Source organism: Microbacterium luticellae, from assembly GCF_050408645.1.
Taxonomy (GTDB): Bacteria; Actinomycetota; Actinomycetes; order Actinomycetales; family Microbacteriaceae; genus Microbacterium.
Map to the genome: position 1 here is coordinate 380,683 of NZ_JBNTKE010000001.1, position 16,840 is coordinate 397,522.

General features: G+C 59.9%; 13 protein-coding genes. 5 read left to right on the top strand and 8 right to left on the bottom strand.

Annotation, left to right across the window (positions count from 1 at the left end; genetic code table 11):
* The first annotated feature begins 71 nt into the window (after positions 1-71).
* Positions 72-1,274: a septation protein SepH gene (gene sepH / locus ACQUSW_RS01910; RefSeq protein ID WP_428930593.1), complete on the top strand. Its 1,203-nt coding sequence runs from the start codon at positions 72-74 to the stop codon at positions 1,272-1,274.
* Positions 1,275-1,299: 25 nt separating this feature from the next.
* Here the strand turns inward: sepH and ACQUSW_RS01915 are convergent, their stop codons facing one another.
* Positions 1,300-2,421, bottom strand: a complete 1,122-nt coding sequence (locus ACQUSW_RS01915) for an alkaline phosphatase family protein (RefSeq protein WP_428930594.1) — start codon at positions 2,419-2,421, stop codon at positions 1,300-1,302.
* Positions 2,422-2,520: 99 nt separating this feature from the next.
* Between ACQUSW_RS01915 and ACQUSW_RS01920 the strand changes: the two genes are divergently transcribed.
* Complete coding sequence (locus ACQUSW_RS01920; protein WP_428930595.1) at positions 2,521-4,962, top strand: DNA gyrase/topoisomerase IV subunit A; 2,442 nt, start codon at positions 2,521-2,523, stop codon at positions 4,960-4,962.
* Here the strand turns inward: ACQUSW_RS01920 and ACQUSW_RS01925 are convergent.
* Positions 4,959-7,040: a DNA gyrase/topoisomerase IV subunit B gene (locus ACQUSW_RS01925; protein ID WP_428930596.1), complete on the bottom strand. Its 2,082-nt coding sequence runs from the start codon at positions 7,038-7,040 to the stop codon at positions 4,959-4,961. The two genes, ACQUSW_RS01920 and ACQUSW_RS01925, sit on opposite strands and share 4 nt — an antisense overlap.
* Positions 7,041-7,231: 191 nt before the next feature.
* On the opposite strand from ACQUSW_RS01925, the gene ACQUSW_RS01930 reads away from it, so the two are divergent.
* On the top strand, positions 7,232-7,450 hold the full coding sequence (locus tag ACQUSW_RS01930; RefSeq protein ID WP_428931254.1) for a DUF7455 domain-containing protein: 219 nt from the start codon (positions 7,232-7,234) through the stop codon (positions 7,448-7,450).
* A gap of 88 nt (positions 7,451-7,538) precedes the next feature.
* On the opposite strand, the gene ACQUSW_RS01935 is transcribed toward ACQUSW_RS01930, so the two are convergent.
* The 6 genes from ACQUSW_RS01935 to ACQUSW_RS01960 form a co-directional block, all read right to left on the bottom strand.
* Positions 7,539-8,603: an alanine racemase gene (locus ACQUSW_RS01935; RefSeq protein ID WP_428930597.1), complete on the bottom strand. Its 1,065-nt coding sequence runs from the start codon at positions 8,601-8,603 to the stop codon at positions 7,539-7,541.
* Positions 8,600-9,304 carry an alanine racemase gene (locus tag ACQUSW_RS01940; RefSeq protein ID WP_428930598.1) on the bottom strand — a complete coding sequence of 235 codons (705 nt, stop codon included), beginning with the start codon at positions 9,302-9,304 and terminating at the stop codon, positions 8,600-8,602. The genes ACQUSW_RS01935 and ACQUSW_RS01940 overlap by 4 nt, the downstream gene beginning before the upstream one ends.
* Positions 9,305-9,307: 3 nt before the next feature.
* Positions 9,308-10,066 carry a type 1 glutamine amidotransferase gene (locus ACQUSW_RS01945; RefSeq protein ID WP_428930599.1) on the bottom strand — a complete coding sequence of 253 codons (759 nt, stop codon included), beginning with the start codon at positions 10,064-10,066 and terminating at the stop codon, positions 9,308-9,310.
* Complete coding sequence (locus tag ACQUSW_RS01950) at positions 10,063-11,382, bottom strand: MurT ligase domain-containing protein (RefSeq protein ID WP_428930600.1); 1,320 nt, start codon at positions 11,380-11,382, stop codon at positions 10,063-10,065. Before ACQUSW_RS01950 ends, ACQUSW_RS01945 begins: the two co-directional genes overlap by 4 nt.
* Position 11,383: 1 nt before the next feature.
* Entirely contained in the window at positions 11,384-12,760 is a 1,377-nt protein-coding gene (locus tag ACQUSW_RS01955) for an RNA polymerase sigma factor (protein WP_428930601.1), read from the bottom strand.
* A gap of 162 nt (positions 12,761-12,922) precedes the next feature.
* On the bottom strand, positions 12,923-13,849 hold the full coding sequence (locus tag ACQUSW_RS01960) for a proteasome assembly chaperone family protein (protein ID WP_428930602.1): 927 nt from the start codon (positions 13,847-13,849) through the stop codon (positions 12,923-12,925).
* Between the two features lie 105 nt (positions 13,850-13,954).
* On the opposite strand from ACQUSW_RS01960, the gene ACQUSW_RS01965 reads away from it, so the two are divergent.
* Both ACQUSW_RS01965 and lpdA read left to right on the top strand, forming a co-directional pair.
* A complete protein-coding gene (locus ACQUSW_RS01965; RefSeq protein WP_428930603.1) occupies positions 13,955-15,430 on the top strand; it encodes a leucyl aminopeptidase in 1,476 nt (491 codons plus the stop codon).
* Positions 15,430-16,803 (top strand): dihydrolipoyl dehydrogenase, encoded by a 1,374-nt coding sequence (gene lpdA / locus ACQUSW_RS01970; protein ID WP_428931255.1) that lies wholly within the window; start codon positions 15,430-15,432, stop codon positions 16,801-16,803. The genes ACQUSW_RS01965 and lpdA overlap by 1 nt, the downstream gene beginning before the upstream one ends.
* The last annotated feature ends 37 nt before the right edge of the window (positions 16,804-16,840 follow it).

Here is a 16,840-nt window from a genome sequence, read left to right on the forward strand (position 1 = left end):
CCCACCGTATTCCCGGCTCGCACCGCGAGGTCATGGCACGATAGGTCGAACCCATTATGAGGGGCGGGCGGATGGAACACATCACGATCGTTGGAACCGAAGAAAACCTGCTGGTGCTTGCCACAGAGGCGGGTGAGCGCTTTGCGCTGCCCATCGACGATGTGCTGCATGCAGAAATTCGTCGCGCCCAGCGGTCGTCTCGCACAGCCCCGCTGGCCGCGAGCCCCCGGGAAATCCAGCAGCATATTCGCAGCGGACTCTCAGCTTCTGAGACCGCTGAGCTCCTGGGTGTCGATCGTGAAGTGGTGGAGCGCTTTGAGGGACCGGTGCTCGCAGAACGTGAACACATCGTGTCGCAAGCTCTTTCGGTTTCTGTTGCTCTCGGAAATGAAATCGAACCCGATGCTCAGCCCACTTTCGGTGAGGCCGTGCGAGCCCGCTTGTCCGATCTCGCGGCGTCGAAAGAACGATGGGTCAGTTGGCGAGACGACGAAGGCTGGGTCGTCAAACTTGAATTTGCGGCGGAAGATATTCAGCACGACGCACGGTGGCGTTTTGACCCACGCCGCAGCGCATTAACCGCAATCAATTCGGATGCTGAGAAACTTTCGCGGCCTGGCCCTCTTCCCGAAGGACTCATCCCCCGGCTTCGTGCCCTCGACAGTGAGCGCACTTCGCCGTTAAAAGACACCTCGCGCTTTGACTCTGGTGCGTTCGGGCCGCGAAAGCTGCCCGCTGCTCCGGTTGATGACAACGTCAACGCCGCGGCCTCTGAGACTGAACCCGAACGCTCTGATCCGGCAGTGCAAGAAGCTGCGACAAAACGAGCCCCCCATCACTCTGCTCCTTCGTCAGATACGGCCGATTTGCTGGAAGCATTACGCCGTCGCCGGGGCCAGCGTGATTCCGATACAGAAGCCGATGGCAACGAGTTGCGAACAACGCCACGGTGGCCCATCAGCGTTATCAACGACGAACCTGTCGACGGCACCGACGATACCGCCGGTGACTCTGCCCCGGAGGCTCCTGTCGCCGACGAAGAACAGCATGAGCAGCTCGGTCAGCCTCAGCTCAGCGAGTCGCTATTTGGCGACGTCGATAACGGTCCCGTCGACACCACCCACGAGCCTGCTCCGGAGTCTGAGCCCCTCGAGGCGAACTCCGCGACTGGTGATCAGCAAGAGGGTTCTCGGCAGACATCGACCAGTAGACGTCGGCGCCGAGAGCTCCCGTCGTGGGATGAGATTGTTTTTGGGGCACGCACCGAAGAGTAGGGCCGGATGCAACGGGTCGGTGCTGCTACGACGCAAACGTACCCCGACGAATATAGGGAACAAGAACTTCTTCGGGCGTCAGCGAGCCATGCTGCCCGATCATGCCGCGAGGGCCAGGGTCTTCTCTGCCGTCGTAGAGCGCGCAGCGCCCGCGCGCGGCAACAACAAGGTGACCAATGCGGTCCTGCACATTCATAGCAAGGTCGGCCCAGTACCCCTCGCGCACGGTGTGTTCACGTGACATTACTTCGGCAAAATCGCCACAGCCTTCGCGCCAGCGCTCAAGGGCTTCTTCGGCATCGGTATCGGGTTCGAGATAGACGTGCAAAAAGCGTGGTTCACCGCCGAGCGCGGCAACGCCGTCTAGCATCCGGTCATCCTCATCGATCACAAGGTGGCGGTGCGCAGGCACATCGATCATGCCGTGATCGGCAGTCACCAGCACGCCCACACCAGGAGGAATTCGCTGATCCAGTGCAGCGTCAATCTGTTCGAGAGCGGCCCGCCACTGCGGGGAGTCGACTCCGTATCGGTGCCCCGCCTTATCAACCTCAGGCAAGTAGCAGTAGACCAAAGCGCCCTCGTGGGCTTCCGCAAAAGCAAACGCGGCTGCTACACGCTCTTCTGGCTGCTTGTATCCGGCGAATGTGGCACCACGAAGCGTTGCCGCGCTAAAGCCCGTTCCCGCGTACATGGGCAGCCCCACAGCGAGCGTCGGGTGGTTGTCACGCGAGGCGCGCTCAAAAATAGTGGGGGCTTGCTGCCACTGAACGGGATCGGCCCGAGATTCTTCCCAACCGCTCAGCACATTCACAACCGCGCGAGATTCTGGATCGCGCACGCGGTAGCCGACGAGTCCGTGGCGGCCCGGCCCCACACCCGTGAGCAGCGATGTCAGCGCGGCGGCGGTCGTGGTGGGGGTCACCGATCGCGCCGTATCTTTTTTGCCCAGGCCCGCGCTCAACCAGCGCGCGTGGCCCGCATGCTCGCGAAGCTGCAGCGCACCGAGTCCATCAACAACAATCAACACGGCAGAACGGCACGGCCGTAAATTGCCCTGCGCACCGGTGAGGGCGGTCAGTAAGTCGTCCGCCACCCCGGTAATGCTGCGGGTGGATGCGGAATCGACGGGTAGCATGAGAGACATCCGGGCCAGTCTCGCACATGTGGCCGCGTCCGGATGCTGCGTTGAGACGGCTGTCTCCGCGGCACAGTGCCCGATCGTCCCTTCGTCCGCAGGAGCCCCATGGCCCGCACTACGCCAGCTGAGCCGGTAGATGAACGCATTCACGACATCGATCTCTCGCAAGAGATGCAGGGGTCGTTCTTGGAGTACGCCTATTCCGTCATCTATTCCCGAGCACTCCCGGATGCCCGCGATGGTTTAAAACCCGTCCAGCGGCGCATTCTGTATCAGATGGCAGAAATGGGTCTTCGGCCCGACCGCGGACACGTCAAAAGCGCGCGCGTCGTGGGCGAGGTGATGGGTAAACTCCACCCTCACGGCGATGCCCCCATCTACGATGCTCTTGTTCGTCTGGCCCAGCACTTTTCGCTGCGGGTGCCGCTGGTCGATGGCCACGGCAACTTTGGTTCGCTCGACGACGGCCCGGCAGCCTCCCGATACACCGAGGCGCGTCTCGATGCGGCTGCCCTGGCGATGACCGAGAATCTCGACGAAGATGTCGTCGACTTCGTCGCTAACTACGATGGTCAATTTCAGCAGCCTGCGGTTCTTCCAGCGGCGTTTCCCAATCTGCTGGTCAACGGCGCCTCGGGTATTGCCGTGGGTATGGCGACCAATATGGCGCCGCACAACCTGAACGAGGTTGTGGCTGCCGCGATTCATTTGCTGCAGCATCCGGATGCCTCCGTCGACGAACTCATGGAGTTTATGCCCGGCCCCGATTTTCCGTCGGGCGGAATACTCATGGGGCTTGACGGTGTCAAAGACGCTTACCGTTCGGGCCGGGGCGCTTTCAAGGTTCGTGCCAAGACCTCGATCGAGTCGCTGGGTCCGCGGCGTAAAGGAATTGTTGTTACAGAACTGCCGTACCAGGTTGGTCCGGAACGCGTCATTGAAAAAATGAAGGATGCGGTAACGACCAAAAAGCTGCAGGGCATCAGCGATGTGCAAGATTACACAGACCGTAAGAATGGTCTGCGTCTGATCATCACAATCAAGACGGGCTTTGATCCTGCAGCTGTCCTGGAACAGCTTTTTCGTTACACGCCGCTAGAAGATTCTTTTTCGATCAACAACGTGGCGCTTGTGCATGGCCAACCGAAAACTCTCGGCATTAAAGAACTGCTGCAGGTTTACCTCGATCACAGAATCGAAGTCATTACGCGACGCAGCCAGTATCGTCTCGCGCGATGTCGCGAACGGCTGCATCTTGTGCGTGGTCTGCTACTGGCCATCGTCGATATTGACGAGGTTATTCAGGTTATTCGGTCGTCAGAAGACTCCGAAGAGGCCCGTGCCCGATTGCAGCAGGTGTTCGATCTCGACGAGATACAGGCCGAATATATTCTCGAACTCCGCCTACGCCGACTGACAAAGTTTTCGCGCATTGAGCTCGAAGCTGAGCGCGATCGTCTGCTGCAAGAAATCGCAGAACTCGAAGAACTGCTGGGTGACCAATCCCTGCTGCATGCACAGGTTGCCTCAGAACTCGAAGCAGCGGCCGATAAGTATGGTTCGCCGCGCCGCACCCTGCTGTTGAACGCTGCGCCTGCGCGCCCACGCACAGCAAAAGCGGCAGCCGACCTGCAGATCGCGGATGCCCCCACCCAGGTCTTGCTTTCAACAACCGGCCGGATGGTGCGCATCGACGACGAAACGGCGGAGTTGACGCCGCCGCGCCGCCGCAGCAAACACGACGCGGTTCTTGCGCGAATAACCACAACAACACGGAGCGAAATTGGTGCCCTCACCAGTGCCGGCCGTGTTGTGCGGTTCTCGCCCGTTGATGTGCCCGCCGTACCACCTGCCTCCGTGCAGCTGGGCGCGGGTGTGCGCGTGCACGATTACCTTGGGCTCAGCGATAAAAAAGAGCGTGTACTCGCGTTGGTTCGCTTCGATTCTGATGTTCCTGTAGCGCTGGGTACGCGCGGCGGTATCGTGAAGCGGTTCGTGCCTTCTGCTCTGACCGAACGGCCCGAGGTCGAGGTCATCGGACTGAAGAAGGGTGACGAAGTGGTGGGCGCCCACGAGGCCGCCGACGATGCTGACCTCGTGTTTATCGCCACCGATACTCAGCTGCTCCGGTTCTCTGCGTCTCTTGTGCGACCGCAGGGTGCAGCTGCAGGGGGTATGGCAGGCATCAGGCTGGCCGCAGACGCCCGAGTGTTGTTCTTCACCGCTATTCCCCCACAGGCAAGCGACGAGGCTGTTGTAGTGACCGTCGCCGACGTTGACGGTGCACTCGATGGCACTGCTGCTGGACGTGGCAAGGTGACGGCCCTCAGCGAATTCCCCCACAAGGGGCGAGCAACAGGAGGAGTGCGCTCGCAGTCACTGCTGAAGGGCGAGACAGCACTCGTTCTCGCCTGGGCTGGCGTTGAGCCGCGTGCCCTGGCCACCGACGGTGCGGCGCGCGAACTGCCCGAGGTTGGGGCGCGGCGCGATGCATCCGGTGTGGTGCTGGCTGCTCCCCTAGCCTCGGTGGGTACTGCTATTGCTTAGGCGTCGATAGCCTCGCGAGACAGCTGATCGCTCGAGCTCATAATAAAGTCGCGCCGTGGTGCGACTTCGCTTCCCATCAAAAGTTCAAAGGTACGCGCTGCGCCTTCGGCGTCATCAAGCGTGACGCGACGCAGTAGCCGACCGGATTTTTCCATGGTGGTGGTGGCCAGCTGGTCGGCGTCCATTTCTCCGAGGCCCTTGTACCGCTGGATCGGATCTTGCCAGCGTTTGCCGCTCTTTGACAGCTTGGCTAACAGCGTGTGAAGCTCGGCTTCTGAGTACGTGTAAATCGTCTCATTAGGTTTAGATCCCGGATGCATCACGACAACCCGGTGCAGTGGTGGCACGGCTGCGTACACACGCCCGGCCTCAACCAGTGGCCGCATATAGCGGAAGAACAGGGTGAGCAGCAGGGTGCGGATGTGTGCGCCATCGACGTCGGCGTCGCTCATCAGAATGACCTTGCCATAGCGGGCTGCAGACAGATCAAATGTGCGTCCGGAACCGGCACCCACCGACGTAATAATCGCGGCACACTCGGCGTTATTGAGCATGTCGGCGACCGAGGCTTTTTGAACGTTGAGAATTTTTCCTCGAATAGGAAGAAGCGCTTGGTACTCACTATTGCGAGCAAGCCGCGCAGTTCCCAGCGCCGAGTCACCCTCGACAATAAATAGCTCCGACTGCGCGACATCACGAGCGCGACAGTCAACAAGCTTGACGGGTAGGGATGACGACTCGAGAGCATTTTTACGGCGCTGCGTCTCTTTATGGGCCCGCGCCGAAACACGGGCTTTCATCTCAGAAACTACCTTGTCGAGAAGCATCGACGCCTGCGATTTGTCGTCGCGTTTTGTGGAGGTGAACCGCGCAGCCAGCTCCTGCCGAACAACCTTCGCAACTATCGAACGAACGGCCGGTGTGCCCAAGACCTCTTTCGTCTGCCCCTCAAATTGGGGTTCGGGAACCGTCACGGCAAGTACTGCCGAGAGTCCCGCAAGAACGTCGTCTTTTTCTAGCTTGTCGTTGCCCACCTTAAGGCGACGCGCATTTTGCTCGACTTGCCCACGAATCGACTTGAGAAGCTCTTGCTCAAACCCCTGCTGGTGAGTTCCACCCTTGGGCGTAGCAATGATGTTGACGAAAGAACGCAGGGCCGTTTCGTAACCGGTGCCCCAGCGCAGTGCAATGTCAACGGCGCACTCGCGTTCTACATCTGTGGCTTTCATGGTGCCGTCCGGTTGCAGCACGGGCACGGTTTCGGTGTAGCTGCCGGTGCCTTGCAGACGCCACGTATCAGTGATCGGCGGGTCGACAGCGAGAAAGTCGACGAACTCCGAAATACCACCCTCGTAGAGGTACGACGTTTCTTGTGGCTCGTCTCCGCGGTCATCGCGCACGACAATTTCGAGACCAGGAACCAAGAACGCCGTCTGCCGTGCACGGTTTTCGAGATCGCCGAGTTGGAAGGTGGCGTCTTTGGTAAAGATTTGTCGGTCTGCCCAGTAACGCACTCGGGTTCCGGATGCACCTCGTGGTGCTTTGCCGATGACGCGCAGTTCGCTACTGCGTTCGAAAGGCGTGAATGGTGCGTCCGAGCGCGGCTCGCCATCGTCGGTAAAAATACCTGGTTCGCCACGACGAAACGACATGGCATACGTGCGTCCTGCTCGGTCGACTTCTACATCGAGGCGCTCCGAGAGTGCGTTGACAACCGAGGCTCCGACACCGTGCAGTCCGCCCGACGCTGAGTAGGAGCCACCGCCAAATTTGCCTCCTGCATGCAGTTTGGTAAACACCACTTCTACGCCGGTCAGGCCGGTGCGTGGTTCAACGTCAATGGGAATACCGCGCCCCTGGTCGGCCACGGTCACGCTGCCGTCGCTGTGCAGTACTACGTCGATGCGCGCGCCATTGCCGGCAACGGCCTCATCAACAGAGTTGTCGATGATCTCCCACAGGCAGTGCATGAGACCCGGTGAACCGTTCGACCCGATGTACATACCGGGACGCTTACGCACCGCTTCTAGTCCCTCAAGAACCTGCAAATGATGGGCGGAATACTCGGCGTTTCTCACAACACTCAAGCCTACCGGCGGGCACCGACGCCCCAGCGCAGACACTCACAGATCAAGCCTTCACTTCGCCTTACCACGGTCGGTGCGTACGCGCACAGCGAAACACGCCGCTGTGCGGGCATACACCACCGTCGGGCATGGTTGTATTAATCGAAACCGATCACGCCGTCACCATCCGAGGAGGACACGAGATGAACGCCATCACCGAACGCGAGACGTCCACCGTTGACTACCGGCTCACCGCGGCAGACCGGTGCGACGCCTGCGGTGCGCAAGCCTATATTGCTGCCGAAGTTAATAGCAGCGAGCTGCTGTTTTGCGCGCACCACGGTCGCAAGTACGAAGATAAGCTTCGCGCGGTAGCCACGAGTTGGCACGATGAGAGCGCACGTCTGGTCGACGTCGTCTAACGTCGCAACGACCATCGCGAGGAGGCCAATCCGCACGGAGCTGGCCTCCTTTTCTGTCTCTGGCTATGTTTTGTGCCCGCTCCGGATGCTACGCAGGTTCCGGATGCTGCTGCACCACGTATCGCCTCGGTAACAGCGGCGATATTCTCGTCATCATTTCTTCGCCGACGGTGCCAATGGTTTCGGCAGCCGTTGTGGGGCTGGGTTCACCCTGCGTTCCTGGGCCATATATCACTACGCGGTCTCCGATGTGTGCATGAGGCCAGCGTTGGATGGTGGTGGTCGTGGCGTCGATAGCGAGCACGGGTTGCCCCCCTCCCGGGGTACCGGCGTTGACGCGGCCGGCAAGAGTGTGAGGAATGCCATCGAGGTATCCGATCGCGACAGTGACGGTGTCGTCTGCGATCGCGACAACGGGTGCACACAGGCTCGCGGCCGGCACTATTCCTTCGATATCGGGGCCGTCGGTCGAGCGCACGCCATAGCAATATCCGCCCATGCGCACGAGGTTTCCACGAAGTTCAGGACGCAGCCAGCTCGCAGCAGACGCGGTCAAATGCGTGTGCTCAATGGCCGCTCCAGCACGCTGCGCCTCAGCCACAGCGCTCTGAAAAATCAGCTGTGACGCATCGTCGGCGCTGTCGTCTGCTTCAGATAGATGGCTCCACACGCCCACCAACTGCACGACGCCACGGCGCTCAGCCTGCATGGCCTGTGCCACAGCATCAGTCCACTGTTCGGGTGAGAATCCGTTGCGGTGCAGGCCCGTATCAATCTTCAGGTGAACTCGGGCGGATACGCGGATAGTTTCTGCGACACGAATCACCGTGCGCAAGTAATCGGCGCTGCCCACGCCCAGGTCGATGCGAGAACGCAAAGCCCCTTCTACTTCGGTCGATGTCGACGTTGCCCATGCGAAGATGCGCACCTGTTCACCTGCTGCTGTGCGAGTGTGCAGTGCCGTGGCGACATCATAGGTTCCGATCCAGTCCACCCCCTGCTGCTGTGCGGCGCGCACAACAGCAGCAAGCCCCAGCCCATAGGCGTCGTCTTTGACAACGCACATAAGCTCAGCCGGTGCCACATGCTGCTGGATAGCGGCAATGTTTCGTTGCAGTACCGTTTCATCGACCTCGAGATACGCGCCGGTCATTCCTCGACCTCCCGCGCGGCGGCAAGACCAATAGTCGTCGCAAGTTCTTCCGGCCACAGCCCCGAAACATCAGCCCACTGCTGCAAATGCGGTGCCGTCGGCCCTGTGCCACCAAAAAATGTCACGGTGTCCCCCGCGCTCACCGGCGCGTCGCCCACATCGACAACGCACACATCCATGGCAACCCGACCGACAACGGGGTGTAGCGTGCCCGCAATATCGACTGTGATGTTGTTGCCCAGAGATCGCACGAGACCCTGCGCATAACCGCCGGTAACCAGGGCCACCTGTGAATCACGTGGGGCACGATACGTGTACCCATAAGACACACCCGCGCCCTGTTCAATCGGTTTGACCGACAAAACGGTGCCAAAAACACGCATGGCGGGCCGCTGGCCCGCAGTGCCTGTGCTGTGCGGCAACCCGAGCAGTACGCCCACGTCAGTGTCTATTACACCCGCCGTATCGGCGCCGATACCGTGCCGAGCCAGCTGCTCCACCTCGTGATCGCTGTCGACCAGCATCCGGAACTCCTGCGATACCTCATGCAGCACACGCGCCACAGTGATAAGCCCATGGCCACGTGCGTCACGGCGCAGATCGACCGTGCGGCCCGAACCCTGCATGAGACGCACCGCACCCGCGCGCAGCACCGAAACAGAAATGGCGCAGCGCAATAGGGTGCTATTGGCCTGCTGCATAGCTCACACCTGCATGTAGGTAAACACTTCGCGGTCCACGTAGGTGCCAATGGCGCTGCGTGCCCCCTGAGCAAGCGAATCAAGCGCTGCGTGCTCGGCCGTTGTTTCATAAGACAGACCGCGCTGTTCGGCAGCCGCACGCAAAAGAACATCGCTCAACTGCGGGTTGAGAGGAAGAACCGGCCCCTGCACATTCGTGGCAAAAGCCGCATGGTGCTGAATCGTCTCGAACCGTTTGCCATCGCGCACAAAGCTTCCGACGCCGGCTGTAACAGCACCGTAAGGCTGCACACCTGCGTCCGGATGCCACGTCGAAGCGTGATCCTCAAAACCTACGATCTGTCCATCGGCCGTATCGGCGATAATGTAACCGACTCGGCGGTCCCGCGTGCGTTCCACGCGGAAGGGAAAGACCCCGAGGGTTTCGACTGTGGATCCGTCGAGCAGATCAATACCGCCCGACAGCGCCTCGGCACCCGCGCCCATGGCGAGAAGAGGTTTGCCCGACTCAACGTGATGGATCAGCTGATCACGGCGTCCATAAAGATCGTCAAGCACACCCCGCAGCGCCGAAAGTGGGCCGTTACCCACGACGATAATGTCGGTGTCTTCAGGTATCGGTGTTCCCTGGTCTATCGCCGTGACCTGCACGGCAATACCGGCGCGTTGAAGACGCACTTCGAGAGCCCGTACATTTCCGCGGTCACCCGTAAGACCGAGCTGTTCCGGATACAGCTGCGTAATCCGCATGGTTGTACTCATCGCCGAGCAACCTCCTGGTCACCATGGCCGAGAATTTTTCGTCCGAGCATCATCAGTTCGTAGTTGACGAGCCACGTTTGGCGTCCGGTTGACGACGCATCGAGCTCTCGCATCCGCGCGACAGCCTTTTCCATGTCGGGCTCAACGAGTCCGATAGGAATACCGGCGTGTTCCAAGCGAAGCGCCAACTGGTACGCCTTCTCTCCCGTCACGACATCGACGTGGTCCAGCACCGAAACATCAACGTCATAGAGCCACGATACGTCGGGGGTTCCCTCATCGATAGCCATAAGAACACGTTCGGGGGCCGTGTCGAATGCATCGAGGTTCATCTGCAGACTCGGGCCATTTTTAAACATCACGAACTCAACCTGTTCGCCGGTTTCATCACCGCGCAGAGGAATCACCTCACCGCGGCCGTAGGCGGGAGCCATCTGAGCAAAGCCTCGTGCCGATGCCTGCGATTGAAACCGCGTGCCTAGTACTCGAGACGTAACAGCCAAGGCCGCGGCAGCGTCGGCAGCGTAATGCAACCCTCGTGCTGGCAGCCGTAGCTCTACGTCGGTATCGGCAACGGCGACCGTGATGTCGTGGCCGGAAACCGTTGTTACTTCTGCGTAGGCGTCGTGCAAGATTGCGCCTGCAGCGCCGCTGCGTGTATCGACCGCATTGGCCAGGCCGTGCGCCGACGCCGCAACGATCGGCTCCGCAATGCCGAAGAACGACACCTTGCCTTTCATAGCGCTGCTGTCGATCTTGCTGAGGTACGGGTCGTCTCGGTTGATCACAACGTGTTCTGAGGCCCGTTTCGACGCATCGAGCATCATGTCGGCGACGCGCTCGGTCTCATAAAAGCGGTACAGCTGATCGACCTGCACATTGAGAGACAAAATCACTGATGGTGACAGCACATCAGCGAGCTCTGAGGCGTATCCTTCATCCACCTCAAGCACTGCTACGTCGGCCCGAACGCGCCCGGTGAGCGTGGCATCGGCCAGCAGAGCGCTCGTTACCCCCTGAGGGAGGTTGGCTCCGGTCGGGTTGGTGAAGACCTTCAGGCCATGCGCGCGCAGCACCTCACTGATCATGTGGGTGGTCGTGGTCTTACCGTTCGACCCCAAAACGAACACGACCCCGTCAGGAAACTGACCTGCCAGTGTCGGCAGCAGAGAAGGGGCTAGCTTGTTGGTGACATAACCAGGAAAAGCTGAGCCCCCGCCACGCAGACGCGTAGCGAAGCGAGCCAGCTTGCCAACGAGCACCGGAAAGACATAGCGCAAGCCTGCTTTCCGGGCTCGGGAAGCATGGGGTGTCACATCACTCAAGGTAGTCCCGCAGCGACTGCGAGCGGCTCGGGTGACGCAGCTTAGCCATCGTCTTCGACTCGATCTGGCGAATACGCTCACGGGTCACCCCGAAAGTGTCACCAATCTGATCGAGGGTCTTCGGCTGGCCATCGCCGAGGCCAAACCTCATACGAATCACACCGGCTTCACGCTCAGACAGCGAATCCAACAGCTGCTCGAGCTGACGCTGCAGCATTGTAAAACCGACGGCATCAGCAGGAACAACAGCCTCGGTGTCCTCAATGAGGTCACCGAATTCACTGTCGCCATCTTCGCCGAGTGGGGTGTGCAAAGAGATTGGCTCGCGGCCGTACTTCTGCACCTCAACAACCTTCTCAGGTGTCATGTCGAGTTCGCGGCTGAGCTCTTCGGGCGTGGGTTCGCGGCCAAGGTCTTGCAACATCTGTCGCTGAACACGCGCGAGCTTGTTAATAACTTCGACCATGTGCACGGGAATACGAATCGTGCGGGCTTGGTCGGCCATCGCGCGAGTAATCGCCTGGCGAATCCACCACGTGGCATAGGTCGAGAACTTAAAGCCCTTGGTGTAGTCAAACTTCTCTACAGCACGGATGAGACCCAGGTTTCCCTCTTGAATGAGGTCGAGGAACTGCATCCCGCGGCCGGTGTATCGCTTGGCAAGCGACACCACAAGACGCAAGTTTGCACCGAGAAGGTGGCTCTTAGCCCGCTGTCCATCCCGAGCGACCCATTGCAAGTCGAGTCCGAGCTGCGCCGATTTCTCTTCTGCGCTCATGGTCGACAGCTTCTCTTCGGCAAACAGACCTGCTTCAATACGCATGGCCAGTTCAACCTCTTCGGCTGCATTCAGCAGCGCAACCTTACCGATCTGCTTCAGGTAGTCCTTAACAGGGTCGGCTGTTGCACCCGTAATCTGCGTCGAGTACACCGGAACATCGTCTTCGTCTTTCGACGTAATAACGATGGCGCCCGTGGGTAGGGGCTCCGTGAACTCTGGCTTCTTTTCGGTTTCTTCTTCGTCTTCTGACGACTCTTCTACCTCGTCGGCATCGGTTTCTTCGATGTCATCGACGATGTCGTCGTCTTTCTTCGTGCGTTTTTTGGCGGGCGCCTTCTTAGCAACCGTCTTCTTTGCGGGAGCCTTCTTAGCGGGGGCTGCAACAGCCTCGTCCGCTTCGGGCTTGGCCGCGGCGGACTTCTTCGCCGGAGCCTTTTTGGCAGGAGTCTTCTTCGCTGGAGCCTTCTTAGCGGTGCTCTCAGTGGTAGCGGTTTTGGCGTCCGCAGCCTTTTCGGAGACCTCAGCGGCCTCCTCGGCCTTGCTCTTTGCCGCGGTCGTCCGGGTATTTTTCTTCGTGGCAGTCGTCACGTCTCGCCTTTCACAGGGGCTGCGCCGGCTCCCTGGGCCGTTTCGGACACTAGTAAGACCCTTGTCAAGTCTTCGCGTGAGCGTAGGGCATTGACAACGGGTCGGGCATCCAGTATCTCACACTGCAGGCCATATAGCGTTATCGGCGCCGTTTCGTCACAATCAGTGGCTATCTTTTCCTTCGTCACCCGGGCGCCGGTTCGCCAAATACCGCTCAAGTTCAGCGGCCAGTTCATCGGCACTGGGCAGTGATTCTTCGTCGATCTGCTCAGCCGCATTCGAATCACGCCCGGCCATATAGGCGTCGTGGCGCTGCTCGAGGGTTGCGATCATCGCCTGCAGTTCGTCGTTGTGCTCTACCTGTTCCTGCACACGCGTGAGGTATCCCTTTTCGCGCTCACGCACCGAGTCCATAGAAAACACCAGACCCGTGGCTGTCATGACGCGATCTGCGGCAACCATAACGGCACCCGGATGCTCCGTTTCTGCCAGGTAGTGCGGAACCAGCAGCACAAAGCCCACGACGGTGTCGCCACGCTCCGCGAAGCGATACTCCAGTAGGTGACCAACGGTCGCTGGCACTTGCGTGCGTGGCTTCCAGACGGAGTGCGCAGCGACAAGCTCTGAACGATTACCGCTTACCGTGGTACCCATCGCGCGGGTATGCGGTACGGGCATAGCAATTGCATGCACCCAGGTCATACCCGACACCCGATACTGCTCTGCGAGATCAAGCACTGCATCGGTGAACGAGTTCCATGCAAAATCGGGTTCATATCCCGACAGCACGAGAAACTTTTGCCCCAGTGCATCTTTCATGAGTGCCAGTTCGAGCCGAGCGGGCCGATAGTCAGTCAAATGGTCGTGCTCAAAAGAAATAACAGGACGACGTGCGCGGTAGTCGAGTAAAGCATCGTTATCGAACACCAACAACGGCGCACTGTCGGGCAATTCGTGCAGATGCTCCATGAGCCCGGCCACGGCGCCTCCGGCATCCGTAAAGCCCGTCAATAAAACGATCAGCGGTAGCCCCTGCGGCACTTCCGGTGCATTCGCGACACGTTCAAAAAGATCACCCGAGTAAGGCATACCCCCATGCTACGAGTCCGAGCTGATACCGTCGCGCAGGAGCGCTATGAGCGAACACGCACCGCTCACACCAGCAGTGTCGCTGGGGTACGTAGGATGGATCACATGAGTTTTCCCGCAATTGAGCTGTCCACGGCCGCTCTGGCGGATGTCGACGCCGACGCCACTGTGCTTCTGGTGTCTGACATCGCAGAATCGTCCACCCCACTAGCACCATTCGCTTCTTTGGCAGATACGCTCACTGCCGTCGGATTTACGGGAGCGGCCGGCAGCAGCATCCGGGTTCATGCGCCCGAGATCACAGCACGGCCACTGCTCGTCGTCGGCGCCGGTAAAGATGCCGACGAAAACAGCGTGCGAGACGCAGCGGGCACCGCCCTGCGCACCCTGACCGGCTTTGATCGCGTCGCTATTGCGCTCACCGAAGAACTGCACGCTTACGCAGCGGCCGCAGCCGAGGGCGCTCTGTTGGGTGGCTACCAATTTGATGACTATCGATTGAAGAAAAAGCCGAGCCGCGCCAGCACAGTCATTCTGGTGGCCGACATCGAGCAGGAAGCCCTTCGGCGCGCACACGCGGCAGCCGACGCCGTCGCGCTCGTGAAAGACCTCATCTCGACGCCTGCTGAGTGGCAAAGCCCCCAGCAATTAGCTGAGAGCGCGGTGTCGTCACTGGCCGATCTCGACAATGTCTCGGTTCAGGTTCTTGACGAACACCAGCTCGAAGAACAGGGCTATGGCGGCATAATCGGCGTCGGTAAGGGCTCCGACCGCCCGCCTCGCCTGGTGCGCATCGATTACACGCCCAGTAACGCAACCAGCCATATCGCTCTGGTTGGTAAAGGAATAACCTTCGACACCGGCGGGCTCTCGTTGAAGCCCGCGGCAGCCATGATGGGCATGAAGTTCGACATGGCCGGTGCAGCAACGGCACTGAGTGTCGTTCGTGCGACAGCAACGCTCAACCTTCCGGTTCGAGTTAGCGCGTGGCTGTGCATCGCCGACAATATGCCATCGGGCCGAGCCACCCGACCGGGCGATGTGCTCCGGATGCTTGACGGCCAAACCGTCGAAGTACACAACACCGACGCAGAAGGGCGCCTGGTTCTCGCAGACGGCCTGGTAGCGGCCAGTCGCGAAAAGCCCGATGTCATCGTGAATATCGCCACGTTGACGGGTGCCATCATCATTGCGCTCGGAAACCGCCACACCGGAGTTATGGGTTCCGACGACGCCGTGAAGCGCTATCTCGAATCAGCGCAGCAGGCCGATGAACTCGCGTGGTCACTGCCTCTTCCGGAGTACATGGAAGAAACGCTTGACTCCCCCATTGCCGACATGCTCAATGCCAACATGAGCGAGCGTGGCGGGGGCTCGATGTTTGCCGGGCTGTTCTTGCAGCGTTTTATTGGACGCACCGGAGACGACGAGAACTCTCCCCGTATTCCGTGGGTTCACCTCGACATTGCCGGCTCGTCGGAACATAAAGGGGCACCCCACGGTTACACCGATAAGGGCCCGACAGGGGCTACTGTTCGATCACTACTAACATTCGTGGAGAACGCCGCACAGGGGGCATGATGAGCGCACACACCTTTGACGTTGTCGTTCTCGGCGGAGGAAGCGGCGGCTACGCTGCCGCAATACGCGCCAGCGAGCTGGGCAAATCAGTGGCATTGATCGAGAAAGACCGCGTCGGAGGCACGTGTCTGCATCGCGGCTGCATTCCGACCAAAGCGCTCCTGCACTCGGCAGAGGTCGCCGATACCGTTCGCTCCGCAGCAAAGGCGGGTATCAGCGCCACGTTTGACGGCGTTGATGCAGCCGCGGTGCGTGCGTTTCGTGACGGCATTGTTGCTCGAAAATTTAAGGGGCTCGAAGGGCTCCTGCGCACTCGTGGCATCACTGTCGTATCGGGAGAGGGCACGCTCAACCCCGATCGTTCCATAACCGTAGGCGACGACACCTATGTCGGCACCGACGTCGTACTGGCGACAGGATCGTATAGTCGAACGCTGCCCGGACTCGATATCGGTGGCCGTATTATCACGAGCGAACAGGCCCTCGAACTCGACGAAATCCCTCAGCGGGTATTGATTCTCGGTGGCGGTGTCATCGGTGTTGAGTTCGCGAGTGTGTGGCGCGCCTTTGGCGCTGAAGTACGCATCATTGAGGCCCTTCCGAACCTCGTCCCGCTGGAAGACCCCACAATAAGCAAGGGTTTGGAGCGTGCATTCCGCCGTCGAGGCATTGCCTACTCGCTCGGTGTGCGCTTTCAGCAGGCCGAACAAACCGAGTCGTCCGTTGTTGTCACCCTTGACGATGGCAGCACACACGAAGCCGATTACCTTCTCGTTGCCGTGGGGCGTGGGCCAGCAACCGATAACCTCGGGCTCGACGAGGCAGGAATTAACCGCGAACGCGGATTTGTCGTCACCGATGAACAATTACGCACGTCGGCGCCTCATGTATGGGCCGTGGGCGATATTGTGCCGGGGCTTCAACTGGCGCACCGTGGTTTTATGCACGGGATCGCGGTAGCCGAACTCATCGCCGGGCAAGAAGTTACGCCCGTGCCGGAGCATCACATCCCGAAAGTGACATACAGCACCCCCGAGGTTGCCTCGGTCGGGCTCACGGAACAGGCAGCCCGAACCGAATACGGCGAGTCTGGTGTTTCTACCTACGAGTACAATCTCGCCGGTAATGGAAAGAGTGAGATCATTGGTACCGGAGGGACGGTTAAGGTCGTCCGGGTAACCAATGGGCCCGTCGTCGGCGTGCACATGGTCGGAGATCGTGTAGGAGAACTCATCACTGAAGGCCAGCTCGCTGTTGGCTGGGAAGCGCACCCCGAAGACATTGCCCCTCTTATTCACGCCCACCCCACCCAAAGCGAAGCATTGGGTGAGGCTTTTCTGGCACTTGCTGGAAAACCATTGCACGCTTTGTAAACCAAAACCCGACTAATTAGCTCTTCGGTAGATAAGC

Coding starts and splice junctions, on each gene's coding strand:
- ACQUSW_RS01945 (WP_428930599.1), bottom strand. CDS start 10,066: ATGAGTACAACCATGCGGATTACGCAGCTGTATCCGGAACAGCTCGGT.
- ACQUSW_RS01930 (WP_428931254.1), top strand. CDS start 7,232: ATGAACGCCATCACCGAACGCGAGACGTCCACCGTTGACTACCGGCTC.
- ACQUSW_RS01960 (WP_428930602.1), bottom strand. CDS start 13,849: ATGCCTTACTCGGGTGATCTTTTTGAACGTGTCGCGAATGCACCGGAA.
- ACQUSW_RS01965 (WP_428930603.1), top strand. CDS start 13,955: ATGAGTTTTCCCGCAATTGAGCTGTCCACGGCCGCTCTGGCGGATGTC.
- ACQUSW_RS01935 (WP_428930597.1), bottom strand. CDS start 8,603: ATGACCGGCGCGTATCTCGAGGTCGATGAAACGGTACTGCAACGAAAC.
- lpdA (WP_428931255.1), top strand. CDS start 15,430: ATGAGCGCACACACCTTTGACGTTGTCGTTCTCGGCGGAGGAAGCGGC.
- ACQUSW_RS01920 (WP_428930595.1), top strand. CDS start 2,521: ATGGCCCGCACTACGCCAGCTGAGCCGGTAGATGAACGCATTCACGAC.
- ACQUSW_RS01940 (WP_428930598.1), bottom strand. CDS start 9,304: ATGCAGCAGGCCAATAGCACCCTATTGCGCTGCGCCATTTCTGTTTCG.
- ACQUSW_RS01915 (WP_428930594.1), bottom strand. CDS start 2,421: ATGTCTCTCATGCTACCCGTCGATTCCGCATCCACCCGCAGCATTACC.
- sepH (WP_428930593.1), top strand. CDS start 72: ATGGAACACATCACGATCGTTGGAACCGAAGAAAACCTGCTGGTGCTT.